The following is a 26,338-nucleotide window of genomic DNA, read 5'->3' on the forward strand; positions in this document are numbered from 1 at the left end:
AAAGAAATCAAAGCTCCTCTATCAAGCGGTTGGTGGGGCTTTTTGTTCGTCCTGTTACGGCCTTTTTGCTATAATGGAACTATGAACAACTTGATCAAATCAAAACTAGAACTCTTGCCAACCAGTCCTGGTTGCTACATTCACAAAGATAAAAACGGCACCATTATTTATGTAGGAAAGGCTAAAAATCTGCGCAATCGTGTGCGATCCTACTTCCGTGGCAGTCACGATACCAAGACAGAGGCTCTGGTGTCTGAAATTGTGGATTTTGAATTTATCGTTACTGAGTCCAATATTGAGGCACTTCTCCTAGAAATCAACCTCATCAAGGAAAACAAGCCTAAATACAATATCATGCTCAAGGATGATAAGTCCTATCCCTTTATCAAAATCACCAATGAGCGCTATCCTCGTTTGATAATCACTCGTCAGGTCAAGAAGGATGGAGGACTTTACTTTGGTCCTTATCCAGATGTCGGTGCGGCCAATGAAATCAAGCGGCTACTAGATCGAATTTTCCCTTTTCGGAAATGTACCAATCCGCCGTCTAAGGTCTGTTTTTATTACCATATCGGTCAATGTATGGCCCACACTATCTGTAAAAAAGATGAGACCTATTTCAAGTCCATGGCTCAGGAGGTTTCTGACTTCTTAAAAGGACAGGATGACAAAATCATCGATGACCTCAAGAGTAAAATGACAGTGGCAGCGCAAAGTATGGAATTTGAACGTGCGGCGGAATACCGTGATCTGATTCAAGCTATTGGAACGCTTCGGACCAAGCAACGAGTTATGGCCAAGGATCTTCAAAATCGGGATGTCTTTGGTTACTATGTGGATAAGGGCTGGATGTGTGTCCAGGTTTTCTTTGTCCGTCAGGGAAAACTCATCGAGCGGGATGTCAATCTTTTCCCTTATTACAACGATCCGGATGAGGACTTCTTGACCTATGTGGGACAATTCTATCAAGAAAAATCTCACCTGGTTCCCAATGAAGTATTGATTCCGCAGGATATCGATGAAGAAGCAGTCAAGGCCTTGGTGGATACCAAGATTCTCAAACCCCAACGTGGGGAGAAAAAACAACTGGTCAATCTAGCCATAAAAAATGCTCGTGTTAGTCTGGAGCAGAAGTTCAATCTGCTAGAAAAATCAGTCGAAAAGACTCAAGGGGCTATTGAAAATCTGGGACGTTTGCTCCAAATCCCGACTCCAGTCCGCATTGAGTCCTTCGATAACTCCAACATCATGGGTACCAGTCCTGTTTCGGCTATGGTGGTCTTTGTCAATGGCAAACCGAGTAAGAAGGATTACCGTAAGTACAAGATAAAAACGGTTGTTGGACCAGACGACTATGCCAGTATGCGTGAGGTTATCCGCAGACGTTATGGTCGAGTACAACGAGAAGGTTTAACCCCGCCAGATTTGATTGTCATTGATGGGGGACAAGGTCAAGTCAATATTGCCAAGCAGGTCATTCAAGAAGAGCTAGGTTTGGATATTCCTATTGCAGGTCTGCAAAAGAATGACAAGCACCAAACCCATGAGCTGCTCTTTGGAGATCCGCTGGAAGTAGTGGAGTTATCTCGCAATTCTCAGGAATTTTTCCTCCTCCAACGCATCCAAGATGAGGTGCACCGCTTTGCCATCACCTTCCACCGTCAACTACGCTCCAAAAACTCCTTTTCATCACAACTGGATGGGATTGAAGGATTGGGGCCTAAACGCAAGCAGAATCTCATGAAGCATTTCAAGTCTCTCGCTAAAATCAAGGAAGCCAGTGTGGATGAGATTGTCGAAGTTGGGGTGCCAAGAGCAGTCGCAGAAGCTGTGCAAACCAAGTTGAACCCGCAGGAAGAAGTGGAGTTGGCTCAAGTGGCGGAAGAGAGAGTAGATTACCAAACGGAAGGAAATCATCATGAACCATAAAATCGCAATTTTATCAGATATTCATGGCAATGCAACTGCACTAGAAGCAGTTATTGCAGATGCTAAAAATCAAGGAGCCAGTGAATATTGGCTTATGGGAGACGTTTTCCTCCCGGGTCCAGGTGCAAATGACTTGGTCGCCCTGCTAAAGGGCCTTCCTATCACAGCAAGTGTTCGAGGCAATTGGGATGATTGTGTCCTTGAGGCTTTAGATGGGCAATGTGGCTTAGAAGACCCACAGGAAGTTCAGCTCTTGCGTATGACGCAGTATTTGATGGAGCGAATGGATCCCGATCAGATCGCTTGGCTGCGGAGTCTGCCTATGGTTGCGAAGAAAGAAATTGATGGGCTGCGTTTTTCTCTTTCTCATAATTTGCCGAATAAGAACTATGGTGGTGACTTGTCTGTTGGGAATAACACAGATAAATTTGACCAACTCCTAGATGAGGAAACGGACGTGGCAGTCTATGGTCATGTCCACAAACAGTTGCTTCGCTATGGCAGCCAAGGGCAACAAATCATCAATCCAGGTACGATTGGTATGCCCTATTTTGATTGGGAAAAGTTAAAAAATCACCGTGCCCAGTATGCCGTGATAGAAGTTGAGGATGGGGAATTGGTCAATATCCATTTTCGTAAAGTCGCTTATGATTATGAAGCGGAGTTAGAATTAGCCAAGTCTAAGGGGCTTCCCTTTATCGAAATGTATGAAGAGCTACGACGAGAAGACAACTATCAGGGGCACAATCTGGAACTTTTAGCTAGTTTAATTGAAAAGCATGGATATGTAGAGGATGTGAAAGATTATTTTGATTTTCTGCAAAGTTAGAAATAAAATGGACGCCCTTAATTTGAAGTGAGGTGGTAGCCGAATTATTTAGAAAAGAGTCAGACAATAAGGAAGAAAAGATGGCTTAGCTAAAGTTTGACATTGAAATTATTTTGTTATACAATGAACTTAATTCTTAATAAAAAGGAGAACATTATGAAGAAAATTATTACAGCCAGTATGGCTCTTTTATCTGTTGTTGTTTTAGCAGCATGTTCAGGGAAAACAACGTCTGACTCTTCGACTAAGACTTCAAGCTCTGTAGAGAAAACTTCTTCAGAGGCTTCATCAACAACGTCTAGTTCAAAGACAGAAAATAATGAGGTTGTTTTGATCACCGATGAAGAAATTGACAATGCTAAAACTGTTGGAGATGTGAAGAAAGTCTTTGGCAAATTAGTCGACAATTATAAAAAGCATGCAGTTGAAATTGGGGAGAAAATTCCAGAGAGTGGAAAAGAAGCATATAACGCCCAAGTTGAACCAGCGCTTAAGTCTATGGAGACTGTAAGAGAGTCATTTAACGAAAGCCTTTCAAGTATTGGTTCTGATGATACAGTAGTGCCAGAACAAACTCGTACTCTATTTGTTCAACAGTTGAAAACTGGACGTGACACAATGAAGAAAGCGCTGGAAGCGGCTTATAAAGCAATTGCTCCATACACATCTGGTCAATAATATAAGAAAGTAGGTGTTCGATCACCTGCTTTTTGATTGCTTCAAATCCAAACGATACCTACTTAAAGAGTTTAAAATAAATTGCAGAGAGTTTGAAAGAAGTATTGGCTCTATGAAAAATCCCTGCAAGCTCTTTCAGAATATGGTAGAATGGAAGCAGTAGAATTAGAAAAGGAAATCGCGAGTGAACTATGCTGATCTTGAATTCAATGCACAAGACCATAGCGGCTATTGGTCCTATACTATAAGACAATTAAGACCAAGTTGCTTTATAGAATAATATAAGGAGGTGTGTCCATGAATAGGCACAAAAAATGGGGTATTATTGCTTTAGTAATTTGTATTATAGGAGGAATTGTAATGTTTAGTTTGAATCACCAAAAAGAAAGAACGTTGGAAGAGAAAATGAGAATTGAACAGGATAGGATGGCGTTATACTTAGTTAATCATTACGAAGGAGTTCGCGTGGTGGAATTCGAATCTTTCTCTAAGGATAGTATAACAGGGACATGGAGTGGTGATGCGCTTGTTAATGATAAGTACTATGTTAGATTCACATTATGGAATGTAGGTGGTGAAATTAGTATGTCCCAACTAACATCTAGAAATTCAGGCGAAGTTTTAGAAAAGAGAAAACAGATTGATAGTAAATCAGACTTGGACATAGATGTAAGGTATGGTAAATTAAAATGATAACTGAAAAAGATTATAGATATATTGCTGACGATGTTTATAAAGTGGATGCTCTAAAGGTGAATAGACCTTATAGTAAGGATGATTTGGTTGGGAACGACCGGTTTAAAGTAATCACCAAACCCATAGACAACAGCTCTAACGGTATGCAGGCGATGGCAGTTGCTCCTGTGGATAAAAATGGGAATGTGGATTATAGCCATGTAGTGATTGCCTATGCAGGGACGAATAAAGATGACATAAAGGATCTTGAAACGGATGCACAGTCTTTAGGGCTCGGGAGGGATAAACTACAGTTTCGTTCAGGACTAAATTCTGCGAAAGTAGTAGATTCTCAGTTTGTGACAGCTTTGAATTATGCCTATGTTAGTTAAATAAGTTGTTTATGTTATACTATAAGGTAATTAAGAGCAAGTTGCTTTATAGAATAATATAAGGAGATGTGTCCATGAATAAGCGTAAAAAATGGGGTATTATTGCTTTAGTAATCTGTATAATAGGAGGAATCATGATGTTTAGTTTGAATCACCAAAAAGAAAGAACATTGGAAGAGAAAATGAGAATTGAACAGGATAGGATGGTGTTGTATTTAGTTAATCATTATGAGGGAATCAATGAAATAGAATTTAATGATATAGAAAATAATGCTACAACAGGTTCAAGAACAGCGTTATTAACTGTAAATAAAGAACTTAAAATGGAAATTACTTTCTTTAAATTTAATGATAAAACTGACAATTATGTAATTAGTTGGAATAAAAGATTAAATTTACAAGAAAAAAATGAAATTACTAATCAACAAACAATAGATAATATTAAAGTGAAATATTGGAGCAAGTGGTGAAAATAACAGATAAAAATTATAATGATATTGTCGATGGAGTTTATAATGTTGATGCAGGAAAAGTAAAACGACCTTGGAGAGACGATAAGATTTTTAAATCAAATGGACAAACCTTCCGCGTTCTAAAAACCCAAGACAACACCTCCAACGGTATGCAGGCGATGGCGGTTGCTCCTGTGGATAAAAATGGGAATGTGGATTATAGTCATGTAGTGATTGCTTATGCAGGGACGAATAAAGATGACATAAAGGATCTTGAAACGGATGCACAGTCTTTGGGGCTTGGGAGGAATAACCTACAGTCTCGTTCAGGACTAAATTCTGCGAAAGTAGTAGATTCTCAGTTTGTGACAGCCTTGAATTATGCCAAGGAGGTGGAGGAAGAGGTCAGACAAAAACATCCCTCTGCTAAAATCACAACTGCAGGGCATTCGCTTGGAGAGTCTCTGGCTATGTATGTCGCTTTAAAGCGAGGTTATGCCAATGTTGGGTATAATGGGCCAGATATTCATAACTTGATTTCGAAAGAAGAAATCAAGTACATGCAAGAACATCCAGAACAATTTCGCAATTACCGTCATAAGTATGATGTTATTGGCAATATTACGGGGAATACGACTCAAACAGCCATTTATCCCTACATCTACCCTGCAAAAGATAACTGGGGTGACAAGTTAGAATATCATAACTTGTCACAGTGGAAGTTTGATGAGAATGGCCAGCTAGTTGATTTGGACGGAAAACGAATCACGAATCTCAAAGTAACGGCGCTAGCAGAAGCAACAGCAGGTATGTATCGCTACCAAAAAATCAAAAGCTACCTCTCAGCAGATGGTTTGTCAAGCAAGGAAGAAATATACTTGGATAGCTTACAGGGGATGGCTCTAGGGGAAGGAATGGCTAATGCGGCTCGAGCTGGTGCAGACGACATCAAGCACCTTCAAGAGGAGGTGGTGTCAAAGGTACAGGATTTATGGAATCAGCTTGACTTTAGTAGCTTCCGATACCTGGGTTATGATGAAGTCCTATCGACTTTTGCGTCAGTGGGTGTGACTCAGGATACGATTGTCGGTTCAGTTGAGCAAGATTTTGAGCAAGTGAATCAAAAGGCCGAAAAACTAGCCACAGAGTTTGCTAGCCTTAACCAACAGATTATCCAAGTCATAGAGAATAAACTAGCTACAGATAAGGAATTAGCAGGAGAGTTTAGAAAATGGAACAGTCGGATTTAGTCTTCCAAAAGTTAAAAGTAAAAGAAAAAGAGTATCATGATTTGGAAGGTGAGTATCTAAAGCAGAAAGCAAAGTTTACGAATCAACGTAATGAACTCTATGAACGTCGAGATCGACTTGCCCGAATCGTCGAAGACGAAGCTGGTAAGATGACTGCTTTTCTTCAAAAAGGACAACACAGTTACCAAGATGGAGAACAGTTTTATAGGAGTTTACAACAATTGATGGAGGATTCTCAGTTTGCGTGTAGGCGTAGAGAAGATGAATTGCAGTATCGAGAGGATTTGTTAGACAGAGATTATCGTAAAAGTCGTGATGAGTTAGAACAGACAATCGGAGATTTAAGGAGGTCATATGCTCGCACCATTAAATGAATATTACACAGATGAAGAATATGAATTTGCTTTACGTCAGATGTATCGCATGATGGAGAAAAATAGAATCTATACAATGGCGGCAGTAATCTTAAAAGAAAAAAATTCCTTGCAAACAGATTATAAAGAAAAAGTAAAAGAAAGTGCAGAGGAGACAAAAGTCGCTATTGGGAAAATAAAATCACAGATGGATACGGCTATAAAAGGTCAGGTAAAGAAAAAGTTGGAAGAGGTGACAGCGGAGAAGTTGTCTCAGTATGATTTCATCTGCTAATTTTTTAGTGATTGAATAGAAGAATTATTACAAACTGTGCAGAGCAGTTTTTTTGCTCTTGCTTTTCCTATGAAAAATCTCTGCAAGCTCTTTCAAAATATGGTAGAATGGAAGCAGTAGAATTAGAAAAGGAAATCGATTATGAAATTTCTTGAATTAAATAAAAAACGTCATGCGACCAAGCATTTTATTGACAAGCCTGTGGATCCAAAAGATGTGCGTACGGCTATCGAAATCGCAACCTTGGCACCAAGCGCTCACAACAGCCAGCCTTGGAAATTTGTGGTGGTACGTGAGAAAAATGCTGAATTGGCAAAGTTGGCTTACGGTTCCAACTTTGAACAGGTATCATCAGCGCCTGTAACTATTGCCTTGTTTACAGACACAGATTTGGCTAAACGTGCTCGTAAGATTGCCCGAGTTGGTGGTGCTAACAATTTCTCAGAAGAACAACTCCAATACTTTATGAAAAATTTGCCTGCCGAGTTTGCCCGTTACAATGAACAACAGGTCAGCGACTACCTAGCTCTTAATGCAGGTATTGTAGCCATGAACTTGGTCCTCGCTCTTACAGATCAAGGGATTGGTTCCAACATTATCCTTGGTTTTGACAAATCAAAAGCCAACGAAGTTTTGGAAATCGAAGACCGCTTCCGTCCAGAACTCTTGATTACAGTGGGTTACACAGATGAAAAATTAGAACCAAGCTACCGCTTGCCAGTAGATGAAATCATCGAGAAAAGATAGAAAGAAGAAAAAATGACAGCAATTGATTTTACAGCAGAAGTAGAAAAACGCAAAGAAGACCTCTTGGCTGACTTGTTTAGCCTTTTGGAAATCAACTCCGAACGTGATGACAGCAAGGCAGATGCGCAGCATCCATTTGGACCTGGTCCGGTAAAAGCTTTGGAAAAATTCCTTGAAATCGCAGACCGCGATGGATATCCAACTAAAAATGTAGACAACTACGCAGGTCATTTTGAGTTTGGACAAGGAGAAGAAGTTCTCGGAATTTTTGCCCACATGGACGTGGTGCCAGCAGGTAGCGGTTGGGACACTGATCCATACACACCAACTATCAAGGACGGTCGCCTCTATGCGCGTGGAGCTTCAGACGACAAGGGGCCTACAACAGCTTGTTACTATGGTTTGAAAATCATCAAAGAATTGGGCCTTCCAACTTCTAAGAAAGTTCGTTTCATCGTAGGAACAGACGAAGAATCAGGTTGGGCAGATATGGACTACTACTTTGAACATGTAGGACTTGCGAAACCAGACTTTGGCTTCTCTCCAGACGCTGAATTCCCTATCATTAATGGTGAAAAAGGAAATATCACAGAATACCTTCACTTTGCAGGTGAAAATACAGGTGTTGCCCGTCTTCACAGTTTCACAGGTGGTTTGCGTGAAAACATGGTACCTGAATCAGCGACAGCAGTCGTTTCAGGTGACTTGGCTGACTTGCAAGCTAAACTAGATGCCTTTGTTGCAGAGCACAAACTTAGAGGAGAACTCCAAGAAGAAAACGGTCAGTACAAGGTGACTGTGATTGGTAAATCAGCCCATGGTGCTATGCCTGCTTCAGGTGTCAACGGTGCAACCTACCTTGCCCTCTTCCTCAGCCAGTTTGACTTTGCAGGACCTGCAAAAGACTACCTCGACATCGCTGGTAAGATTCTCTTGAATGACCATGAGGGTAAAAATCTCAAGGTGGCTCATGTGGATGAAAAGATGGGTGCCCTTTCTATGAATGCCGGTGTCTTCCGCTTTGACGAAGCAAGTGCTGATAATACTATTGCCCTCAACTTCCGTTATCCAAAAGGAACAAATCCAGAGCAAATCAAGTCAGTTCTTGAAGACTTGCCAGTTGTATCTGTTAGCTTATCAGAACATGGTCACACACCTCACTATGTTCCAATGGAAGATCCACTTGTGCAAACCTTGTTGAATGTCTATGAAAAACAAACTGGTCTTAAAGGTCACGAGCAAGTCATCGGTGGTGGTACCTTTGGTCGCTTGCTGGAACGTGGAGTTGCCTACGGCGCTATGTTCCCAGACTCAATCGATACCATGCACCAAGCCAACGAATTTATCGCCTTGGACGATCTCTTCCGAGCAGCAGCAATCTATGCTGAAGCTATCTATGAATTGATCAAATAAAACGATAGAAGTCTGAGCTCTTATGCTTAGACTTCTTTTTGGAGGGAAAGTAGATGTCTCAAATCGAAAAAATCAAACAAGCCATTATGGCTGATTCGCAAAACAAAAGCTATACAGAGAGGGGGATAGAGCCTCTCTTTGCAGCGCCAAAGACAGCTCGCATCAATATCATCGGTCAGGCACCGGGACTTAAAACCCAAGAAGCAGGCCTTTACTGGAAAGATAAGAGTGGTGAACGCTTGCGGGACTGGCTAGGTGTGGATGAAGATACCTTTTACAATTCAGGTTATTTTGCGGTGTTGCCCATGGATTTCTATTTTCCAGGACATAGCAAGTCAGGAGATCTACCGCCACGAGCTGGCTTTGCTGAAAAATGGCACCCTAAACTTTTGAAAGAATTACCAGATATTCAATTGACGCTCTTGATTGGTCAGTATGCTCAGGCTTACTATCTGCATGAGAAAGTCAGTGGCAAGGTAACAGAGAGAGTTCGACGCTATCAGGCTTATCTGCCAGAATTTTTCCCTCTTGTGCACCCATCACCACGAAACCAAATCTGGATGGCAAAGAATCCTTGGTTTGAGACCGAAGTTTTACCTGATTTGAAAAAGAGAGTAGCAAAAATCCTTGAAGAATAAAGATGAAAGAAATCACCTTTGAAGATTTTTATAAACTCTGTCAAACTGGCTGCTACCATCATAGATGTGAGAGAAGTAGTAGAGTTTCAGCAGGTGCACATTGAAAGTGCGCCAAACTTCTCACGGAGTACCTCACCTGAAATCTATGAAAAGTTGGATAAACATCAGACCTACTATGTCATTTGCAAGTCTGGTATCCGTTCTGCCCAAGCCTATCAATTTCTGGCTGAAAAGAGCTATGATGTGGTTAATGTAGCTGCAGGTATGGACGCTTTTGAATGAGAAAAGATTCCTCAGAGAAGAGTCAACTAATATTGGAGTTTCTGAGGATTTTTTCTTTTCCTTAGAGTTCAGAAAATTGAAAACATTCAATATTTAATCAGAGATGCTTTTTCCAAAGTCCTAATCATGGTATACTAGGTCAGTATTTTAGAAATATGAAGGAGATTTTTATGGCTAAAAAAGGTGCCCTAACAGGCTTGCTCCTGTTTGGAATATTTTTTGGTGCGGGGAACTTGATTTTTCCGCCTTCTCTAGGTGCCCTATCTGGAGAACAGTTTCTTCCTGCCATCGCAGGTTTTGTCTTTTCAGGTGTCGGTATTGCTGTCTTGACACTTATTATTGGAACGCTAAACCCGAAAGGATACATTCACGAGATTTCTAAGAAAATCTCACCTTGGTTTGCGACGCTTTATCTTGCAGTCCTCTATCTATCGATTGGTCCCTTCTTTGCTATTCCGCGTACAGCTACAACAGCTTATGAAGTTGGGATTAGCCCCCTCTTGTCTGAAGCAAATAAAGGTCTAGGATTGATTGTCTTTACCGTACTTTACTTTGCAACAGCCTATCTGATTTCGCTCAATCCATCAAAGATTTTGGATCGAATCGGACGTATCTTAACGCCAGTTTTTGCTTTGTTGATCGTTATCTTGGTTGTACTAGGTGCCTTCAAATATGGTGGAACCAGTTCTCAAATGGCTTCAGCAGCCTATCAATCTTCTGCTTTTGGGACAGGTTTCCTAGAAGGCTATAACACTTTGGATGCCCTTGCTTCAGTTGCCTTCAGTGTAATTGCTGTTCAAACCTTGAAACAACTTGGATTCTCAAGTAAGAAAGAGTATATTTCAACTATTTGGGTTGTTGGTATCGTTGTAGCTCTTGCTTTTAGTGCTCTTTACATCGGTTTAGGTTTTCTTGGAAATCACTTCCCAGTACCAGCAGAAGTGATGAAAGGTGGAACACCAGGTGTTTATATCTTGTCGCAAGCAACTCAGGAAATCTTTGGTTCAACAGCTCAACTCTTCCTTGCTGTTATGGTAACTGTAACCTGCTTCACAACGACAGTTGGCTTGATTGTGTCGACAGCAGAGTTCTTTAACGGACGTTTCCCACAAATCAGCTACAAGGTCTATGCCACTGCCTTTACCTTGATTGGATTTGCTATTGCAAACCTTGGTCTTGATGCAATCATCAAGTACTCAGTGCCAGTACTGGTAATCTTGTACCCAATCACCATCGCCATTGTGATGATCGTGATTGTTAATAAATTTGTCGCCCTATCAAAACCAGGTATGCAGTTGACAATTGCTGTTGTTACAGCTATTGCTATTGCAAGCGTATTAGGAAGCTCCTTTAAAGTTGAGTTTCTAGCAAATCTTGTGAATGCTTTGCCTTTTGCTAAGGCATCTCTCCCATGGTTGGTGCCAGCAATTATCGGAATCTTGCTTTCTTTGGTCCTTCCTAACAAGCAAGAAAGCGATGTTTTTGAGATGGAATAAAAAATAGAAATCACTTTTGTAAGTCAACTCTACAGGAGTGATTTTTCCTTTTTCCTCTCTACTGAAATGTGCTATAATAGGTAGCAAAAGAGGTGAAGAAATGAATCAAACTGTAAACTATATCAAAGAATTAACCGCTATTGCATCCCCAACGGGCTATACTCGTGAGATTTCAGACTACCTAGTCCATACTTTAGAAGCGCTTGGTTACCAGCCTGTTCGCACAGCAAAGGGTGGTGTCAATGTAACAATCAAAGGTCAAAACAACGAACAACATCGCTATGTGACTGCCCATGTGGATACACTCGGAGCCATTGTACGTGCTGTCAAACCTGACGGTCGTCTCAAATTGGACCGTATCGGTGGTTTTCCTTGGAACATGATTGAGGGAGAAAACTGCACCGTTCATGTGGCTAGTACAGGTAAAACGGTATCTGGAACGATCCTCATCCACCAGACATCTTGCCATGTCTACAAAGATGCAGGAACTGCTGAACGCACGCAGGACAATATGGAAGTGCGTTTGGACGAAAAAGTGACCAATGAAAAAGAAACGCGTGCCTTGGGTATTGAGGTTGGAGACTTTATTAGTTTTGATCCGCGAACAGTTGTGACGGAAACTGGTTTTATCAAGTCTCGCCACTTGGATGACAAGGTCAGCGCAGCAATTTTGCTCAATCTCCTTCGAGTTTATAAAGAAGAAGGAATTGATTTGCCGATGACGACACACTTTGCTTTTTCAGTGTTTGAAGAAGTGGGTCATGGAGCTAACTCCAATATTCCTGCTCAGGTAGTAGAATATCTGGCTGTGGATATGGGAGCTATGGGCGATGACCAACAGACAGATGAGTACACAGTATCTATCTGTGTCAAGGATGCTTCAGGTCCTTATCACTATGACTTCCGTCAACACTTAGTAGCTTTGGCAAAAGAGCAAGATATTCCATTTAAGCTCGATATCTATCCGTTTTATGGATCGGATGCTTCAGCAGCTATGTCAGCAGGCGCAGAGGTTAAGCATGCCCTCCTTGGAGCTGGTATTGAGTCCAGTCACTCTTATGAGCGCACCCACATTGATTCAGTAGTAGCGACTGAGCGCATGGTTGATGCCTATCTCAAGAGTAAGTTGGTGGAGTAAAGGGGCGATAAAGTATTATGTATGAAATACTGAAACAATTAGCAACGCCTGCTATAATAACAGGGATAATTTCGGGTTTGTATGCTTATTTCCAAAAGAAAAAAGAGGAATATCGTAAGTATGTGTATGAAAATAAACAAGAAAACTTTAAAGAACTAGTTGTTTATGCCGATGAACTGGTGGATAAAGGAATTGCTAACCCAGATTTAGAGAAACTACTTTTTAAAATTTCTCAAAAAATTAACCCATATGGACGAAAAATAAAAACTTTTGGAAAATATCAGTGGATAGAAGATGATGGATATGTATGGTATCAAATAGAAATTATAGAGAAAAAACTTGCTTTTCAAATACTTCAAATAAAAGATTTAAAAGAACTAGCTCATCGGATACAAATTGCTAAACGATTACTAGATATAAAAGTAGAACAAAATATTTCGCTTATAAATTCATCTAAAATATGGTTTTATTTATTTCAGTATGTGATGTTATTACTTCAGCTATTTTTCATGTACTCTGGATATAATTGTTTTATCGAACAACCCACTGAACTCTCTTCGTTTTGGACTTTTGGCTTGATTTTTGTAATGATTTTAATTTTTTTACTCCCAGAATTGAGTGTTAATGAAAGCGATGATAGAAACTCTGAAATAGGCATTACAGCGCTCTCTTTCTTTATTGCCGCAGTTGATGCTGGGGTAGCGTATTATTTATTTAATAATCCTTTTATTGCTTTCCTTAATGGAATGGTTTCACTACTTCTAATTGTTGGTGTATTAATTTTAAAAGCCATCATTTTCGGGGAAAGTGAAATTGGTAAAGTATCTACAATTTATATCGAAGAATATAGGAAGCTACAGGGACCTGAGTTAAGTAAGAGTCGCTTTAGAAATAATTTTAAAGTTATTCCATTTTTTAATAAGATTAAGAATTTATTTCATAAAGATAAGAGGGAGGGGAATGATGACCTATAAACACCGACTCTTTGACCTTAATCACACCCTTTTAGAGTTGAAAGGAGAAACTTATGTGCCTCATCTGCCAACGAATTGAATTGATTAAGTCAGGGGAAAATCCCTACTTTGTCAAAGAACTAGAAACAGGCTATGTGGTCATCGGAGACCACCAATACTTTAAGGGCTATACCTTGTTTTTAGCAAAAGAGCATGTTACAGAACTCCACCAAATGGAAAATCCTGTAAAACTTCGTTTTTTAGAGGAAATGAGCTTGGTTCAAGAGGCAGTCGCCAAAGCATTTGAGGCTGAAAAGATGAATATTGAACTTCTAGGAAATGGAGATGCCCACGTTCACTGGCACCTATTTCCAAGGAGGACAGGTGATATGAAAGGTTACGGACTTAATGGCCGTGGTCCAGTCTGGTGGGTGCCCTGGGAAGAAATGGCAGCAGAAGATTGCCAAGTACAATCACCAGAGCTGGAAGCGATGATTAAAGCCTTATCACATGAATTGGAGAAATGCTTGGCCTAAGAGAGGAAGAAAGAAATGAAAAAAAGATATGTCATTTTATCTGGTTTATTAGCGTTGACCCTTGCAGCTTGTTCGCAAGAAAAACCGAAAGTTGAAGAAAATACTTCAAAAACAGAACAAAGTACCAAGGAAGAAGGAACTGTGGGTAGCAAATCTCAGCCTTCTAGCCAGAAAAAAGCAGAAGTGGTCAATAAAGGAGACTACTACAGCATCCAAGGAAAATACGATGAAATCATCGTAGCAAATAAACACTATCCTTTGTCAAAAGACTACAATCCAGGGGAAAATCCAACAGCCAAGGCAGAGTTGGTCAAACTCATCAAAGCTATGCAAGAGGCAGGTTTCCCGATTAGCGACCATTATAGTGGTTTTAGAAGTTATGAAACTCAGGTTAAGCTCTACCAAGACTATGTCAATCAAGACGGGAAGGAAGCAGCAGATCGTTATTCAGCACGACCAGGTTACAGTGAACACCAAACAGGACTTGCCTTTGATTTGATTGGGACTAACGGAGAATTGGTGACGGAGGAAAAGGCAGCCCAGTGGCTCTTGGACCATGCAGCTGACTATGGCTTTGTTGTTCGCTATCTCAAGGGCAAGGAAAAGGAGACAGGTTACATGGCTGAGGAATGGCATCTCCGCTACGTTGGAAAAGAAGCTAAAGAAATTGCTGCAAGTGGTCTCAGTTTGGAAGAGTACTATGGCTTTGAAGGCGGAGATTACGTCGATTAAAAACGAAAGTTTTCTCTTGCATTTTTAGATAAATAGTGTATAATGGAAAAGTATGTGTAAAGCATACTTGTGGGAGGTAAAAATCTTACATTACCGCCAAAACCACAAAGGAGGATTTAAAAATGGCTAAAAAAGTCGAAAAACTTGTAAAATTGCAAATCCCTGCTGGTAAAGCTACACCAGCTCCACCGGTTGGACCTGCTCTTGGTCAAGCTGGTATCAACATCATGGGATTCACAAAAGAGTTCAACGCTCGTACAGCTGACCAAGCTGGTATGATTATTCCAGTTGTTATCTCAGTATACGAAGACAAATCTTTTACTTTCATCACTAAAACACCACCAGCTGCTGTTCTTTTGAAAAAAGCTGCAGGTGTTGAAAAAGGATCAGGTACACCTAACAAAACAAAAGTTGCTTCAGTTACTCGTGCGCAAGTACAAGAAATTGCAGAAACTAAAATGCCAGATTTGAACGCTGCAAACCTTGAGTCTGCAATGCGTATGATCGAAGGTACTGCTCGTTCTATGGGATTCAACGTTGTTGACTAATCAATAACATCCCTATATAACCCGCAAGACTTCATCATTTCGAGGAGTGACGTGGGAGATGAAAATCGATTGAACCACTTACAAGGAGAATAAAAAATGGCTAAAAAAAGCAAACAACTTCGTGCTGCTCTTGAGAAAATTGACAGCACAAAAGCGTACAGCGTAGAAGAAGCTGTAGCTCTTGCAAAAGAAACTAACTTTGCAAAATTTGATGCAACTGTAGAAGTTGCTTACAACTTGAACATTGACGTTAAAAAAGCTGACCAACAAATCCGTGGAGCAATGGTATTGCCAAACGGTACTGGTAAAACAGCTCGCGTTCTTGTATTTGCACGTGGTGCAAAAGCTGAAGAAGCAAAAGCTGCTGGTGCAGACTTCGTTGGTGAAGACGACCTTGTTGCTAAAATCAACGACGGTTGGTTGGATTTCGACGTAGTTATCGCTACACCTGATATGATGGCTCTTGTTGGACGTCTTGGACGTGTCCTTGGACCACGTAACTTGATGCCAAACCCTAAAACTGGTACTGTAACAATGGATGTTGCTAAAGCAGTTGAAGAGTCTAAAGGTGGTAAAATCACTTACCGTGCAGACCGTGCAGGTATCGTACAAGCTATTATCGGTAAAGTATCATTTGAAGCTGACAAGTTGGTTGAAAACTTCAAAGCATTCAACGAAACAATCCAAAAAGCTAAACCAGCTACGGCTAAAGGAACTTACGTAACAAGCTTGACAATCACAACTACTCAAGGTGTTGGTATCAAGGTTGACGTGAACTCACTTTAATCAATAAATTTATAAAAAACGAGTACAAAAGTGCTCGTTTTTTTGATGATATTTTTATTCTAGAAAAAATGAGTTCATTTATTTCCTGATGGATCAAGGAAAAGTGCTTTCCTCTTCTTCTTTCTCAGAAAATATGGTATAATAGAGAGTAAAAAACTTTGAAAGAAAGAAAAAGATGAATTTAAAAGATTATATCGCAACGATTGAAAATTATCCCAAGGAAGGCATCACCTTCCGTGATATCAGCCCTTTGATGGCAGATGGAAATGCTTATAGCTATGCTGTTCGTGAAATCGTTCAGTATGCAACGGACAAGAAGATCGACATGATCGTGGGACCAGAAGCCCGTGGATTTATTGTCGGCTGTCCCGTTGCCTTTGAGTTGGGAATTGGCTTTGCACCTGTTCGTAAACCAGGCAAATTACCGCGTGAAGTGATTTCTGCTGACTATGAAAAAGAGTACGGTATTGATACCTTGACCATGCACGCTGATGCCATCAAACCAGGTCAACGCGTTCTCATTGTAGATGACCTCTTGGCGACAGGTGGAACTGTCAAGGCAACCATTGAAATGATCGAAAGACTTGGTGGAGTTGTGGCAGGTTGTGCTTTCTTGATTGAACTTGATGAACTTAAAGGCCGCGAAAAAATCGGTGATTACGATTACAAGGTACTTATGCATTATTAATGAAAAACAGTCCTTGGGGCTGTTTTCTCTTCATCTGCTATATAAACAAACTATAGCTAGTTAGAGAAAAACTATAATTGAAAACTATATCTTCTTGCAGTATAATAAAAGGACTAAGTGTTTGAGATTTGACTTCAAACACATTCAATTATTTCTAAAAGAGTACAGTTAGGAGAAGGTTATGCCGATTAGAATTGATAAAAAATTGCCAGCTGTTGAGATTTTACGGACAGAGAATATCTTTGTCATGGATGATCAACGTGCGGCCCACCAAGATATCCGTCCCTTGAAAATTTTGATTTTAAACCTAATGCCCAAAAAAGTGGTCACAGAGACCCAGTTGTTACGGCATTTAGCAAATACTCCTTTGCAATTGGACATAGACTTTCTCTATATGGAGAGCCACCGTTCCAAGACGACTCGTGCAGAGCATATGGAGACTTTTTATAAAACTTTTCCTGAAGTCAAGGACGAGTATTTTGATGGGATGATTATCACAGGGGCTCCGATTGAGCATTTACCATTTGAGGAAGTGGACTATTGGGAGGAATTCAGTCAGGTGCTTGAGTGGTCCAAGACCCATGTCTATTCGACCCTTCATATCTGCTGGGGTGCCCAAGCAGGTCTTTATGCTCGCTATGGAGTTGATAAACACCAGATGGAGCAGAAATTGTCAGGCATTTACCCGCAGGATACCTTGAAAGAGGGCCATCTTCTCTTTCGTGGTTTTGATGATAGCTATGTAGCTCCCCATTCTCGTTATACAGAAATCTATAAGGAAGAGATATTAGGAAAAACCAATCTGGAAATCCTCTCTGAGGGAGAACAAGTCGGCGTTTCTATTTTAGCCAGTCGGGATCTTCGTGAGATTTATAGTTTTGGTCATTTAGAATATGACCGTGATACTCTAGCAAAAGAGTATTTTCGTGATTATGAGGCAGGGCTTAATCCTCACATTCCGGAAAATTACTTCAAAAATGATGATGTGAATGAGACACCGTGTCTCTGTTGGTCTTCATCAGCTGCCCTCTTTTTCAGTAACTGGGTTAACTATGCCGTTTATCAGGAAACTCCTTTTGACTGGAAAAAGGTAGAGGACGATGCAGCTTCATTTGGATATTTATAAGAGGAATTATGACATATTTTGACGCTTTCAAATCAGGGAACTTGGTTTTGCCAAGTGCCCTGCTCTTGCATTTTAAGGAACTCTTTCCTTCTAGTGATGATTTTCTCGTTTGGCAATTTTTTTATCTACAAAATACATCTGCTTTGGATGAGCTATCGCCAAGCCAAATTGCAGAAACTATTGGAAAAGAACTTGCAGATGTCAACCAATCCATTTCGAATTTGACTGAAAATGGTTTGCTACAATATCGGACCATTGAACTAAATGGGGAAATTGAGCTGATTTTTGATGCTAGTTTGGCTTTTGAACGCTTGGATAGCTTGCTAGACAACCAAACTCCAGTTGCAACTACCCCAAACCCGCAAAACCAATTGAAGGATCTGGTTGAGACGTTTCAGCAGGAGTTAGGACGCTTGCTGACGCCGTTTGAAATCGAAGATCTTTCCAAAACTGTCAAAGAAGATGGGATCAAGGCGGATTTGATTAAAGAAGCTCTCCGAGAGGCGGTTCTAAATGGCAAGCCAAACTGGAAATATATTCAGGCCATCCTTCGGAATTGGCGCCATGAAGGCATCCAGTCTGTGGCTCAGGTGGAGGCCAAACGAGCAGAGCGAGAAGCTAACAATCCTAAACAAGTTCAGGCTTCGGCTGATTTCCTTGATGCTATGAATTTGTGGCAAGATTAGTCGCTTGAAAAATCTTGTAAATTAGAGTAAGATTTGCAAGCTCCTTATAAATATGATAAAATAATAGAAAATAAAATGAAAAAAGAGGTATGTGAAATGTCACGTAAACCATTTATCGCTGGTAACTGGAAAATGAACAAAAATCCAGAAGAAGCAAAAGCATTCGTTGAAGCCGTTGCCTCAAAACTTCCTTCATCAGACCTTGTTGAAGCAGGTATCGCAGCTCCAGCTCTTGATTTGACAACTGTTCTTGCTGCTGCTAAAGGTTCAAACCTTAAAGTTGCTGCTCAAAACTGCTACTTTGAAAATGCAGGTGCTTTCACTGGTGAAACTAGCCCACAAGTTTTGAAAGAAATCGGTACTGACTATGTTGTTATCGGTCACTCAGAACGCCGTGACTACTTCCATGAAACTGACGAAGATATCAACAAAAAAGCAAAAGCAATCTTTGCAAACGGTATGCTTCCAATCATCTGTTGTGGTGAATCACTTGAGACTTACGAAGCTGGTAAAGCTGCTGAATTCGTAGGTGCTCAAGTATCTGCTGCATTGGCTGGATTGACAGCTGAACAAGTTGCTGCATCAGTTATCGCTTATGAGCCAATCTGGGCTATCGGTACTGGTAAATCAGCTTCACAAGACGACGCACAAAAAATGTGTAAGGTTGTTCGTGACGTTGTAGCAGCTGACTTTGGTCAAGAAGTTGCTGACAAAGTTCGTGTTCAATACGGTGGTTCAGTTAAACCTGAAAACGTTGCTTCATACATGGCTTGCCCAGACGTTGACGGTGCCCTTGTTGGTGGTGCGTCACTTGAAGCTGAAAGCTTCTTGGCATTGCTTGATTTTGTAAAATAATCTAACTTATTCCAGACAGACAGTCAAAAGTACTAGGTGACTTTGACTGCCTGTCTTATTTTTACTTGGAGCATTCTTGTGAAAGAGGGATTTTTCTAGACTAGGAAAGTTCCTTAGGGAAAGAAAGGCGTGCAGATGCGCGCTCTTTTCTATATCAAAAAGTTATGAAAGGGGGAGTTATGCTCTATATTTGGTCTTATTTGAAAAAATATCCCAAGTGGTTATTCTTGGATTTCTTTGGCGCTATTTTCTTTGTTATCGTCAATCTTGGACTGCCGACTGTTCTAGCTCGGATGATTGATGAAGGCGTTAATAAAGGGAATGAACAGCAATTGTATGTTTGGGCTGCCATCATGCTGGTGATTATCCTATGTGGAACCTTGGGGCGTATAGTCTTAGCCTACGCTGCTAGTAAGCTAACGACCAATATGGTCAAGGATATGAGGGATGATCTCTATGCCAAATTGCAAGAGTATTCTCATCATGAATATGAAAAGATTGGAGTATCTTCACTGGTTACTCGTATTACCAGTGATGCCTTTGTTCTCATGCAGTTTGCAGAACAGACCTTAAAACTGGGTGTCATCACTCCCATGATGATGCTATCTAGTATTTTAATGATCTTTCTAACCAGCCCGTCATTAGCTTGGATAGTGGCTTTTGCAGTACCTTTCTTGGCTGTGGTGGTCATTTATGTTGCTGTTAAAACTCGCCCTTTATCAGAGAAACAGCAGAAAACTTTGGACAAAATCAATCAATACGCTCGTGAAAATCTGATGGGGCTTCGTGTCATTCGTGCCTTTGCTCGTGAGGAGTTTCAAGAAGAACGCTTTGCAGGACAAAATGCGGTCTATGCAGCTAATTCCAATCGTCTGTTTAAACTAACTGGCTTGACGGAACCCTTGTTTGTTCAGATTATCATTGCCATGATTGTGGCTATTGTCTGGTTTGCTCTGGATCCTATCAAACAAGGTAGTTTGCAAATTGGGGATCTAGTAGCCTTTATCGAATATAGTTTTCACGCCCTCTTGTCCTTCCTTTTCCTATCTAATCTCTTCACTATGTACCCTCGTACAGCTGTTTCGAGTGAACGGTTGAAAGAAGTCATGGATATGCCAATCTCTATTGATTCCAATGAAGGAGGCGTTAGAGAGACAGCAACCCACGGCTATTTGGAATTTGAAAATGTCACCTTTGCCTATCCTGGTGAGACGGAAAATCCTGTTTTGCACAATATTTCTTTCAGTGCTAAACCAGGTGAAACCATTGCTTTTATCGGATCGACCGGATCGGGCAAGTCCTCTCTTGTGCAATTGATTCCTCGTTTTTACGATGTCACGCTTGGGAAAATCAAAGTTGATGGTATCGATGTGAGAGATTATCGCCTCAAGTCTCTCCGTCAAAAGATTGGTTTTATTCCGCAGAAGGCCTTGCTCTTTACCGGAACTATCGCTGAAAATATCCGCTATGGGAAGGAAGATGCTAGTCACAAAGACCTACATCAGGCAGCAGATGTGGCGCAAGCCAAAGATTTTATCGAAAGCCGAGAAGAAGGCTTTGCGACACATCTAGCTGAAGGTGGAAGTAATCTTTCTGGGGGACAGAAGCAACGTCTCTCAATTGCCCGAGCGGTTATAAAGAATCCTGATATCTATATTTTTGACGATTCTTTCTCAGCCTTGGACTATCGCACGGATGCCATTTTACGCCGTCGTCTCAAGGAAGTAACACAGAATGCTACGGTTTTAATCGTCGCTCAACGTGTCGGAACCATCATGGATGCGGATCAGATCATCGTTCTTGATAAAGGGGAAATCGTGGGTCGCGGTCGACATGAGGAATTGATGGAAACCAATGACATCTATCGTGAAATTGCTGAGTCGCAGTTGAAAAACGCATCGCTAACAGAAGAATAGGAGGAAATATGAAAACACAATCTAGTTTGGCTCGTTTGTGGAGCTATTTGAAAGCCTACCGTTTTTCTGTCTTTTTTGCAGTCTTTCTAAAAGTTTTAAGCGTAGTCATGAGTGTCTTGGAGCCTTTTGTATTGGGGTTAGCCATTACGGAGTTGACAAAGAATCTCTTAGATATGGCTAATGGTCTTGCAGGCGCTCATATCAATACTGGCTACATCGGAACTGTTTTAATCATTTACCTCTTTAGAGGTCTCTTATATGAACTTGGGTCTTATTATTCCAACTATTTCATGACCAATGCAGTCCAGTCTATGACTCAGGATCTGCGAAATGAAATGACTGAAAAGCTCAATCGTATCCCAGTATCTTTCTTTGATAAACACCAATTTGGTGATTTGTTGGGGCGCTTTACCAGTGATGTTGAGACAGTGTCCAACGCTCTTCAACAGTCTTTCCTCCAAATTGTCAATGCCGTTCTGACGATTGTCCTTGTCATGGGAATGGTTTTATACTTGAACTTTCAACTGGCTATAGTGGTGATTCTATCCATTCCAGTGACCTATTTCGGTGCCAGAAGCATCCTGAAACGTTCTCAGCCTTATTTTAAAGAACAGGCGGCTATTTTAGGACGGATGAATGGCTATGTGCAGGAAAATCTTACAGGTTTTAATGTCTTGAAACTCTACGGTCGTGAGGAATCCTCTCATAAAGAATTTTCTAAGATTACAGACGACCTCCAACGTGTTGGCTTTAAAGCCAGCTTTATCTCTGGGCTCATGATGCCAGCCCTTCATGCTGTATCGGACTTGACCTATCTGATCGTTGCAGTTCTTGGTGGTTTGCAAGTGATTGCGGGTCGCTTGACAGTGGGGAATATGCAGGCCTTTGTTCAGTACGTTTGGCAGGTCAGCCAGCCTATCCAAAACATCACACAACTTGCGGGTCAAATGCAAAGTGCTAAGTCTTCGTTAGACCGCATCTTCGATATCTTGGATGAGACAGAGGAAGTCAAGGGAGAAGAACTCGAAATCCTTGAACCCTTAACAGGTCAGGTGACCTTCCAACATGTTGACTTCCAGTATGTTGAAAACAAACCATTGATTCGAGACTTTAATCTGGAAGTTCAACCGGGAGAGATGGTGGCGATTGTTGGTCCTACTGGAGCTGGTAAGACGACCTTGATCAATCTGCTTATGCGCTTTTACGATGTCACAGCAGGCGCAATCTTGGTTGACGGGCAGGATATTCGCCAGTTGTCACGACAAGACTACCGCCGTCAGTTTGGGATGGTCTTGCAGGATGCTTGGCTCTATGAAGGTACGATCAAAGAAAACCTACGTTTTGGAAATCTTGACGCCAGTGACGAAGAAATAATAGAAGCTGCCAAAGCGGCAAATGTAGATCACTTTATCCGAACGCTTCCTAGTGGTTACAACATGGAGATGAACCAAGAGTCCAGCAATATTTCCCTCGGACAAAAACAACTTTTGACCATCGCGCGTGCTCTCCTAGCCAATCCTAAAATTCTTATTTTGGATGAAGCGACTTCCTCTGTTGACACCCGTTTGGAACTTTTGATTCAAAAAGCCATGAAACGCTTGATGAAGGGAAGAACAAGCTTTGTCATCGCCCACCGTCTCTCTACTATTCAAGAAGCGGATAAGATTCTCGTTCTTAAGGATGGACAGATTATTGAGCAGGGAAATCATGAAAGCTTGCTCCAAGAAAAAGGCTTTTATTATGATCTGTACCAAAGCCAATTTTCGAGCAAATCTGATCAAGTCAGCTAATAAAATAAAGCTAAATTTTTCTTAAATTATCAGTCAATTACAACTTTTTTAATATGGGTTAATTTTCTTGCTTTTGTCTACTTGGAGTGGTATACTGAGGTAGTAATCAATAATATGGTTACAAAAATAATTTTACGAGGTGAAAAAAATGGTTGAATTGAAAAAAGATGCATTAAAAGACGTAACAACATTATCTAAATCAGCGCCTGAAGCGCTAGCAAAAACAAAGGAAGTGCTTAACCAAGCAGTAGCAGACTTGTATGTGGCTCACATTGCCCTTCACCAAGTACACTGGTACATGCGTGGTCGTGGTTTCCAAGTATGGCATCCTAAGATGGATGAATACATGGATAGCCTAGATGGTTACCTTGATGAAGTCAGCGAACGCTTGATTACACTTGGTGGCAAACCATACTCTACATTAACAGAATTTCTTCAACACAGTGAAATCGAAGAAGAAGTTGGAGAATTCCGTAATGTAGAAGAAAGTTTGGAACGTGTCCTTGAAATTTATCGTTACTTCATCACTCTTTTCCAAAAAGCTTTGGATGTAACAGATGAAGAAGGTGATGATGTTACTAATGATATCTTCGTTGGTGCTAAGGCTGACCTTGAAAAAACAGTCTGGATGATTGCGGCAGAACTAGGACAAGCTCCTGGTCTGTAAGATATAGTTGCTACCCCTTTTATCATGAGGTGCTTGATAAGTGCCCATGACCAATCATCTTTTAAAAGTCATGTAACTGTAAAAAGTTGCATGACTTTTTTGTCTGCTAGACTTAGGACACATTGTCAAAAGTAGGATTTTACGGTATAATAGTTGCTGTTCAATAACATATGAATTTTAAAGAATAATTGTTAGTTTAAGGAGGACTTATGAACAACTTACCAAATTGCCCAAAATGTAATTCAGAATATGTCTACGAGGATGGAAATCTCTTGGTATGCCCAGAGTGTGCCTATGAATGGAACCCTGCAGAAGTTGCAGAAGTAGAAGAAGGTGTTGTTGCTATCGATGCCAATGGAAATAAATTGGCTGACGGAGATACTGTAACCCTTATCAAGGACTTGAAAGTAAAAGGTGCGCCAAAGGACTTGAAACAAGGAACTCGTGTCAAAAATATCCGTATCGTAGAAGGCGACCACAACATCGATTGTAAGATTGATGGTTTTGGAGCTATGAAATTGAAGTCAGAGTTTGTTAAGAAAATCTAGCCATGAAACTGAACTACAAATTTATCTTTTATAGTCGTGTGCTCTTGTTCTTAGCGGCATTTACAGGGGTTTATTTAGAGATCACCAAGCATGGTGGTTTTGGTATGCTCCTTTACTACACAGTGTTGTCCAATCTTCTGGTAACGATTTTCACTGGCTATCTGCTCCGTGTGATGAGCCGTTCAGGTGAAAATTGGCAAAGTCCGACCCTGCTTCGTCTCAAGGGTGGCGTTACCATGAGTATCATGATTACCTGTGTGATTTACCATTTTATGCTTGCTCCGATTGCGACAGACTTTTACCGTGTGGAAAATTTCCTTTGCCATTATATCGTTCCACTCTGGTTTTTAGCCGACACCCTCTTCTTTGATAAACAGGGTCAATACAAGATTTGGGATTCAGTCTTATGGACCATCTTGCCCTTGGTTTATATGATTTTTGCCTTGTTTAACGGCCTGGTCTTAAAACTCAATATTCCAAATTCCAAGGACAATCCCTTCCCCTATTTCTTTTTAAATGTGAACAAGGGTTGGGACGTGGTCATCAAATGGTGTTTGATCATTTTTGCAGCGTATATGGTTGCAGGCTTTATCTTCTATCTGATCAAGCAAATCAAGCGAAAATAGTCTTCCTATTAGGAAAGTTAGGACGGAGTCTTTAGTTCAATCGGGCTCCTTCTTTTCTTGCCACCTTCCTTTTAAAAGGATCAACAGTGAGAAATATACAGAAAGAAAATTCATGAAACAATTTTTAGAACGGGCTAGTATTTTGGCTCTCTCCCTCGTTTTGATTACCTCCTTTTCCATCTCAAGTGCTCTGCCAGCCATGTTTGACTACTATCAAGGCTACCCCAAAGAACAAATCGAGCTCCTGGTCAGTCTCCCTTCTTTTGGAATCATGATTATGCTGGTTTTAAATGGGTTTTTGGAGCGTTTGCTTCCTGAACGACTTCAGATTAGTCTAGGACTTCTCATCCTCTCTATCGGGGGAACAGCCCCTTTCTGGTATCAGGATTACAACTTTGTCTTTGCGATGCGGATTTTATTTGGTTTGGGCGTGGGGATGATCAATGCCAAGGCCATTTCCATCATCAGCGAACGCTATCATGGAAAGACACGGATTCAGATGCTGGGTCTCCGCGGATCAGCAGAAGTTGTCGGGGCGTCGATTTTGACTCTAGTGGTAGGTCAACTCTTATCCTTGGGATGGACAGTGACCTTCTTGGCCTACAGTGCGGGATTTTTAGTATTGATCCTTTATCTGCTCTTTGTCCCTTATGGGAAAGAAAAGAAAGAAACAAAGAAAAAAGAGGCCGAAACAACTCGTTTGACAGGACAGATGAAAGGCTTAATTTTTCTATTGGCTGTCGAAGCAGCAGTTGTTGTCTGCACCAATACAGCTATCACCATTCGTATTCCTAGTCTGATGGTGGAAAGAGGTCTAGGGGATGCCCAGTTATCGAGTTTGGTTTTAAGTATCATGCAGTTGATTGGTATCTTGGCAGGTGTGAGTTTTTCTTTCTTTATTTCTCTGTTTAAAGAAAGGTTGCTCCTTTGGTCAGGTATCACCTTTGGATTGGGGCAGATTGTGATTGCCTTGTCTCCGTCATTGGGTGTGATGGTAGTTGGAAGTGTTGTGGCAGGTTTTTCTTACAGTGTGGCCTTGACCACTGTCTTTCAGCTTCTTTCTGAAAGAATCCCAGCCAAGCTCCTTAATCAGGCAACATCTTTTGCAGTGCTAGGATGCAGCTTTGGAGCCTTTACAACACCTTTCATTCTTGGGGCGATTGGCTTGGTGACTCAAAACGGTATGTTGGTCTTCACCATTCTAGGATGCTGGTTGATTGTCACTTCTATCTTTGTTATGTACGCACTTCAAAAGAGAGCTTAGGATTGGTTTCCTAAGTTTTTCTTTTTGGGAATTTTGTACCCAGACAATTC

At 40.9% G+C, this 26,338-nt stretch carries 30 protein-coding genes; all 30 read left to right on the plus strand.

Annotated elements, in window-relative coordinates; translation table 11 throughout:
* Positions 1 to 81 precede the first annotated feature (81 nt).
* The 30 genes from uvrC to ACVBD2_RS02925 all read left to right on the plus strand — a co-directional run bounded on the left by uvrC (position 82) and on the right by ACVBD2_RS02925 (position 26,288).
* Positions 82 to 1,929: an excinuclease ABC subunit UvrC gene (gene uvrC / locus ACVBD2_RS02780; RefSeq protein WP_461686055.1), complete on the plus strand. Its 1,848-nt coding sequence runs from the start codon at positions 82 to 84 to the stop codon at positions 1,927 to 1,929.
* Positions 1,919 to 2,758 (plus strand): metallophosphoesterase family protein, encoded by an 840-nt coding sequence (locus tag ACVBD2_RS02785; protein WP_461686056.1) that lies wholly within the window; start codon positions 1,919 to 1,921, stop codon positions 2,756 to 2,758. Before uvrC ends, ACVBD2_RS02785 begins: the two co-directional genes overlap by 11 nt.
* A gap of 156 nt (positions 2,759 to 2,914) precedes the next feature.
* Positions 2,915 to 3,436 (plus strand): hypothetical protein, encoded by a 522-nt coding sequence (locus ACVBD2_RS02790; RefSeq protein ID WP_000720915.1) that lies wholly within the window; start codon positions 2,915 to 2,917, stop codon positions 3,434 to 3,436.
* A gap of 297 nt (positions 3,437 to 3,733) precedes the next feature.
* Positions 3,734 to 4,129 (plus strand): hypothetical protein, encoded by a 396-nt coding sequence (locus tag ACVBD2_RS02795; RefSeq protein WP_125450312.1) that lies wholly within the window; start codon positions 3,734 to 3,736, stop codon positions 4,127 to 4,129.
* Positions 4,126 to 4,503: a hypothetical protein gene (locus tag ACVBD2_RS02800; RefSeq protein ID WP_461686057.1), complete on the plus strand. Its 378-nt coding sequence runs from the start codon at positions 4,126 to 4,128 to the stop codon at positions 4,501 to 4,503. The genes ACVBD2_RS02795 and ACVBD2_RS02800 overlap by 4 nt, the downstream gene beginning before the upstream one ends.
* Positions 4,504 to 4,577: 74 nt before the next feature.
* The gene (locus tag ACVBD2_RS02805) at positions 4,578 to 4,973 is read left to right on the plus strand and encodes a hypothetical protein (protein ID WP_461686058.1); all 396 of its coding nucleotides are present in this window, start codon (positions 4,578 to 4,580) and stop codon (positions 4,971 to 4,973) included.
* On the plus strand, positions 4,970 to 6,205 hold the full coding sequence (locus ACVBD2_RS02810) for an alpha/beta hydrolase family protein (protein ID WP_461686059.1): 1,236 nt from the start codon (positions 4,970 to 4,972) through the stop codon (positions 6,203 to 6,205). Before ACVBD2_RS02805 ends, ACVBD2_RS02810 begins: the two co-directional genes overlap by 4 nt.
* Positions 6,187 to 6,579 carry a hypothetical protein gene (locus tag ACVBD2_RS02815; protein WP_461686060.1) on the plus strand — a complete coding sequence of 131 codons (393 nt, stop codon included), beginning with the start codon at positions 6,187 to 6,189 and terminating at the stop codon, positions 6,577 to 6,579. The genes ACVBD2_RS02810 and ACVBD2_RS02815 overlap by 19 nt, the downstream gene beginning before the upstream one ends.
* Positions 6,560 to 6,853: a hypothetical protein gene (locus ACVBD2_RS02820; protein ID WP_125450309.1), complete on the plus strand. Its 294-nt coding sequence runs from the start codon at positions 6,560 to 6,562 to the stop codon at positions 6,851 to 6,853. The genes ACVBD2_RS02815 and ACVBD2_RS02820 overlap by 20 nt, the downstream gene beginning before the upstream one ends.
* 141 nt (positions 6,854 to 6,994) lie before the next feature.
* Positions 6,995 to 7,600, plus strand: a complete 606-nt coding sequence (locus ACVBD2_RS02825; protein WP_461686061.1) for a nitroreductase family protein — start codon at positions 6,995 to 6,997, stop codon at positions 7,598 to 7,600.
* 12 nt (positions 7,601 to 7,612) lie between these two features.
* Complete coding sequence (gene pepV / locus ACVBD2_RS02830) at positions 7,613 to 9,013, plus strand: dipeptidase PepV (RefSeq protein ID WP_461686062.1); 1,401 nt, start codon at positions 7,613 to 7,615, stop codon at positions 9,011 to 9,013.
* A 53-nt stretch (positions 9,014 to 9,066) separates the two neighbouring features.
* Complete coding sequence (locus ACVBD2_RS02835) at positions 9,067 to 9,651, plus strand: uracil-DNA glycosylase family protein (protein ID WP_461686063.1); 585 nt, start codon at positions 9,067 to 9,069, stop codon at positions 9,649 to 9,651.
* 18 nt (positions 9,652 to 9,669) lie between these two features.
* Positions 9,670 to 9,933: a rhodanese-like domain-containing protein gene (locus ACVBD2_RS02840; RefSeq protein WP_461686064.1), complete on the plus strand. Its 264-nt coding sequence runs from the start codon at positions 9,670 to 9,672 to the stop codon at positions 9,931 to 9,933.
* A 170-nt stretch (positions 9,934 to 10,103) separates the two neighbouring features.
* The gene (brnQ, locus tag ACVBD2_RS02845) at positions 10,104 to 11,429 is read left to right on the plus strand and encodes a branched-chain amino acid transport system II carrier protein (protein WP_461686065.1); all 1,326 of its coding nucleotides are present in this window, start codon (positions 10,104 to 10,106) and stop codon (positions 11,427 to 11,429) included.
* A 100-nt stretch (positions 11,430 to 11,529) separates the two neighbouring features.
* Positions 11,530 to 12,567 carry a M42 family metallopeptidase gene (locus ACVBD2_RS02850; RefSeq protein ID WP_461686066.1) on the plus strand — a complete coding sequence of 346 codons (1,038 nt, stop codon included), beginning with the start codon at positions 11,530 to 11,532 and terminating at the stop codon, positions 12,565 to 12,567.
* 17 nt (positions 12,568 to 12,584) lie between these two features.
* Positions 12,585 to 13,541: a hypothetical protein gene (locus ACVBD2_RS02855; RefSeq protein WP_461686067.1), complete on the plus strand. Its 957-nt coding sequence runs from the start codon at positions 12,585 to 12,587 to the stop codon at positions 13,539 to 13,541.
* 53 nt (positions 13,542 to 13,594) lie between these two features.
* Entirely contained in the window at positions 13,595 to 14,056 is a 462-nt protein-coding gene (locus ACVBD2_RS02860) for an HIT family protein (protein WP_461686068.1), read from the plus strand.
* Between the two features lie 15 nt (positions 14,057 to 14,071).
* Positions 14,072 to 14,788 carry an LD-carboxypeptidase LdcB/DacB gene (ldcB, locus tag ACVBD2_RS02865; protein ID WP_461686069.1) on the plus strand — a complete coding sequence of 239 codons (717 nt, stop codon included), beginning with the start codon at positions 14,072 to 14,074 and terminating at the stop codon, positions 14,786 to 14,788.
* 122 nt (positions 14,789 to 14,910) lie between these two features.
* Positions 14,911 to 15,336, plus strand: a complete 426-nt coding sequence (rplK, locus tag ACVBD2_RS02870; protein WP_001085804.1) for a 50S ribosomal protein L11 — start codon at positions 14,911 to 14,913, stop codon at positions 15,334 to 15,336.
* Positions 15,337 to 15,432: 96 nt separating this feature from the next.
* Positions 15,433 to 16,122: a 50S ribosomal protein L1 gene (rplA, locus tag ACVBD2_RS02875; protein WP_001085672.1), complete on the plus strand. Its 690-nt coding sequence runs from the start codon at positions 15,433 to 15,435 to the stop codon at positions 16,120 to 16,122.
* A gap of 175 nt (positions 16,123 to 16,297) precedes the next feature.
* On the plus strand, positions 16,298 to 16,810 hold the full coding sequence (locus tag ACVBD2_RS02880) for an adenine phosphoribosyltransferase (protein WP_001049316.1): 513 nt from the start codon (positions 16,298 to 16,300) through the stop codon (positions 16,808 to 16,810).
* A gap of 181 nt (positions 16,811 to 16,991) precedes the next feature.
* On the plus strand, positions 16,992 to 17,936 hold the full coding sequence (gene metA, locus ACVBD2_RS02885; protein WP_001122697.1) for a homoserine O-acetyltransferase MetA: 945 nt from the start codon (positions 16,992 to 16,994) through the stop codon (positions 17,934 to 17,936).
* An 8-nt stretch (positions 17,937 to 17,944) separates the two neighbouring features.
* Entirely contained in the window at positions 17,945 to 18,622 is a 678-nt protein-coding gene (locus ACVBD2_RS02890) for a DnaD domain-containing protein (protein WP_000220740.1), read from the plus strand.
* A 96-nt stretch (positions 18,623 to 18,718) separates the two neighbouring features.
* On the plus strand, positions 18,719 to 19,477 hold the full coding sequence (tpiA, locus tag ACVBD2_RS02895) for a triose-phosphate isomerase (protein ID WP_000087893.1): 759 nt from the start codon (positions 18,719 to 18,721) through the stop codon (positions 19,475 to 19,477).
* A 179-nt stretch (positions 19,478 to 19,656) separates the two neighbouring features.
* Positions 19,657 to 21,393: an ABC transporter ATP-binding protein gene (locus tag ACVBD2_RS02900; protein ID WP_461686070.1), complete on the plus strand. Its 1,737-nt coding sequence runs from the start codon at positions 19,657 to 19,659 to the stop codon at positions 21,391 to 21,393.
* Between the two features lie 8 nt (positions 21,394 to 21,401).
* Positions 21,402 to 23,183, plus strand: a complete 1,782-nt coding sequence (locus ACVBD2_RS02905; RefSeq protein WP_125838538.1) for an ABC transporter ATP-binding protein — start codon at positions 21,402 to 21,404, stop codon at positions 23,181 to 23,183.
* Positions 23,184 to 23,331: 148 nt separating this feature from the next.
* Complete coding sequence (locus ACVBD2_RS02910) at positions 23,332 to 23,850, plus strand: Dps family protein (protein ID WP_125838540.1); 519 nt, start codon at positions 23,332 to 23,334, stop codon at positions 23,848 to 23,850.
* Between the two features lie 209 nt (positions 23,851 to 24,059).
* On the plus strand, positions 24,060 to 24,398 hold the full coding sequence (locus tag ACVBD2_RS02915; protein WP_001061598.1) for a zinc ribbon domain-containing protein YjdM: 339 nt from the start codon (positions 24,060 to 24,062) through the stop codon (positions 24,396 to 24,398).
* Positions 24,399 to 24,400: 2 nt separating this feature from the next.
* Complete coding sequence (locus tag ACVBD2_RS02920) at positions 24,401 to 25,024, plus strand: Pr6Pr family membrane protein (protein WP_461686071.1); 624 nt, start codon at positions 24,401 to 24,403, stop codon at positions 25,022 to 25,024.
* A 112-nt stretch (positions 25,025 to 25,136) separates the two neighbouring features.
* Positions 25,137 to 26,288, plus strand: coding sequence for an MFS transporter (locus ACVBD2_RS02925; RefSeq protein WP_461686072.1), 1,152 nt, complete (start codon positions 25,137 to 25,139; stop codon positions 26,286 to 26,288).
* The last annotated feature ends 50 nt before the right edge of the window (positions 26,289 to 26,338 follow it).

The organism is Streptococcus sp. KHUD_018, from assembly GCF_054861215.1.

Bases quoted from the DNA above. Each gene is read 5' to 3' on its own strand.
- uvrC (WP_461686055.1), top strand. From the start codon at position 82: ATGAACAACTTGATCAAATCAAAACTAGAACTCTTGCCAACCAGTCCT.
- ACVBD2_RS02785 (WP_461686056.1), top strand. From the start codon at position 1,919: ATGAACCATAAAATCGCAATTTTATCAGATATTCATGGCAATGCAACT.
- ACVBD2_RS02790 (WP_000720915.1), top strand. From the start codon at position 2,915: ATGAAGAAAATTATTACAGCCAGTATGGCTCTTTTATCTGTTGTTGTT.
- ACVBD2_RS02795 (WP_125450312.1), top strand. From the start codon at position 3,734: ATGAATAGGCACAAAAAATGGGGTATTATTGCTTTAGTAATTTGTATT.
- ACVBD2_RS02800 (WP_461686057.1), top strand. From the start codon at position 4,126: ATGATAACTGAAAAAGATTATAGATATATTGCTGACGATGTTTATAAA.
- ACVBD2_RS02805 (WP_461686058.1), top strand. From the start codon at position 4,578: ATGAATAAGCGTAAAAAATGGGGTATTATTGCTTTAGTAATCTGTATA.
- ACVBD2_RS02815 (WP_461686060.1), top strand. From the start codon at position 6,187: ATGGAACAGTCGGATTTAGTCTTCCAAAAGTTAAAAGTAAAAGAAAAA.
- ACVBD2_RS02820 (WP_125450309.1), top strand. From the start codon at position 6,560: ATGCTCGCACCATTAAATGAATATTACACAGATGAAGAATATGAATTT.
- ACVBD2_RS02825 (WP_461686061.1), top strand. From the start codon at position 6,995: ATGAAATTTCTTGAATTAAATAAAAAACGTCATGCGACCAAGCATTTT.
- pepV (WP_461686062.1), top strand. From the start codon at position 7,613: ATGACAGCAATTGATTTTACAGCAGAAGTAGAAAAACGCAAAGAAGAC.
- ACVBD2_RS02835 (WP_461686063.1), top strand. From the start codon at position 9,067: ATGTCTCAAATCGAAAAAATCAAACAAGCCATTATGGCTGATTCGCAA.
- brnQ (WP_461686065.1), top strand. From the start codon at position 10,104: ATGGCTAAAAAAGGTGCCCTAACAGGCTTGCTCCTGTTTGGAATATTT.
- ACVBD2_RS02850 (WP_461686066.1), top strand. From the start codon at position 11,530: ATGAATCAAACTGTAAACTATATCAAAGAATTAACCGCTATTGCATCC.
- ACVBD2_RS02855 (WP_461686067.1), top strand. From the start codon at position 12,585: ATGTATGAAATACTGAAACAATTAGCAACGCCTGCTATAATAACAGGG.
- ACVBD2_RS02860 (WP_461686068.1), top strand. From the start codon at position 13,595: ATGTGCCTCATCTGCCAACGAATTGAATTGATTAAGTCAGGGGAAAAT.
- ldcB (WP_461686069.1), top strand. From the start codon at position 14,072: ATGAAAAAAAGATATGTCATTTTATCTGGTTTATTAGCGTTGACCCTT.
- rplK (WP_001085804.1), top strand. From the start codon at position 14,911: ATGGCTAAAAAAGTCGAAAAACTTGTAAAATTGCAAATCCCTGCTGGT.
- rplA (WP_001085672.1), top strand. From the start codon at position 15,433: ATGGCTAAAAAAAGCAAACAACTTCGTGCTGCTCTTGAGAAAATTGAC.
- ACVBD2_RS02880 (WP_001049316.1), top strand. From the start codon at position 16,298: ATGAATTTAAAAGATTATATCGCAACGATTGAAAATTATCCCAAGGAA.
- metA (WP_001122697.1), top strand. From the start codon at position 16,992: ATGCCGATTAGAATTGATAAAAAATTGCCAGCTGTTGAGATTTTACGG.
- ACVBD2_RS02890 (WP_000220740.1), top strand. From the start codon at position 17,945: ATGACATATTTTGACGCTTTCAAATCAGGGAACTTGGTTTTGCCAAGT.
- tpiA (WP_000087893.1), top strand. From the start codon at position 18,719: ATGTCACGTAAACCATTTATCGCTGGTAACTGGAAAATGAACAAAAAT.
- ACVBD2_RS02900 (WP_461686070.1), top strand. From the start codon at position 19,657: ATGCTCTATATTTGGTCTTATTTGAAAAAATATCCCAAGTGGTTATTC.
- ACVBD2_RS02905 (WP_125838538.1), top strand. From the start codon at position 21,402: ATGAAAACACAATCTAGTTTGGCTCGTTTGTGGAGCTATTTGAAAGCC.
- ACVBD2_RS02910 (WP_125838540.1), top strand. From the start codon at position 23,332: ATGGTTGAATTGAAAAAAGATGCATTAAAAGACGTAACAACATTATCT.
- ACVBD2_RS02915 (WP_001061598.1), top strand. From the start codon at position 24,060: ATGAACAACTTACCAAATTGCCCAAAATGTAATTCAGAATATGTCTAC.
- ACVBD2_RS02920 (WP_461686071.1), top strand. From the start codon at position 24,401: ATGAAACTGAACTACAAATTTATCTTTTATAGTCGTGTGCTCTTGTTC.
- ACVBD2_RS02925 (WP_461686072.1), top strand. From the start codon at position 25,137: ATGAAACAATTTTTAGAACGGGCTAGTATTTTGGCTCTCTCCCTCGTT.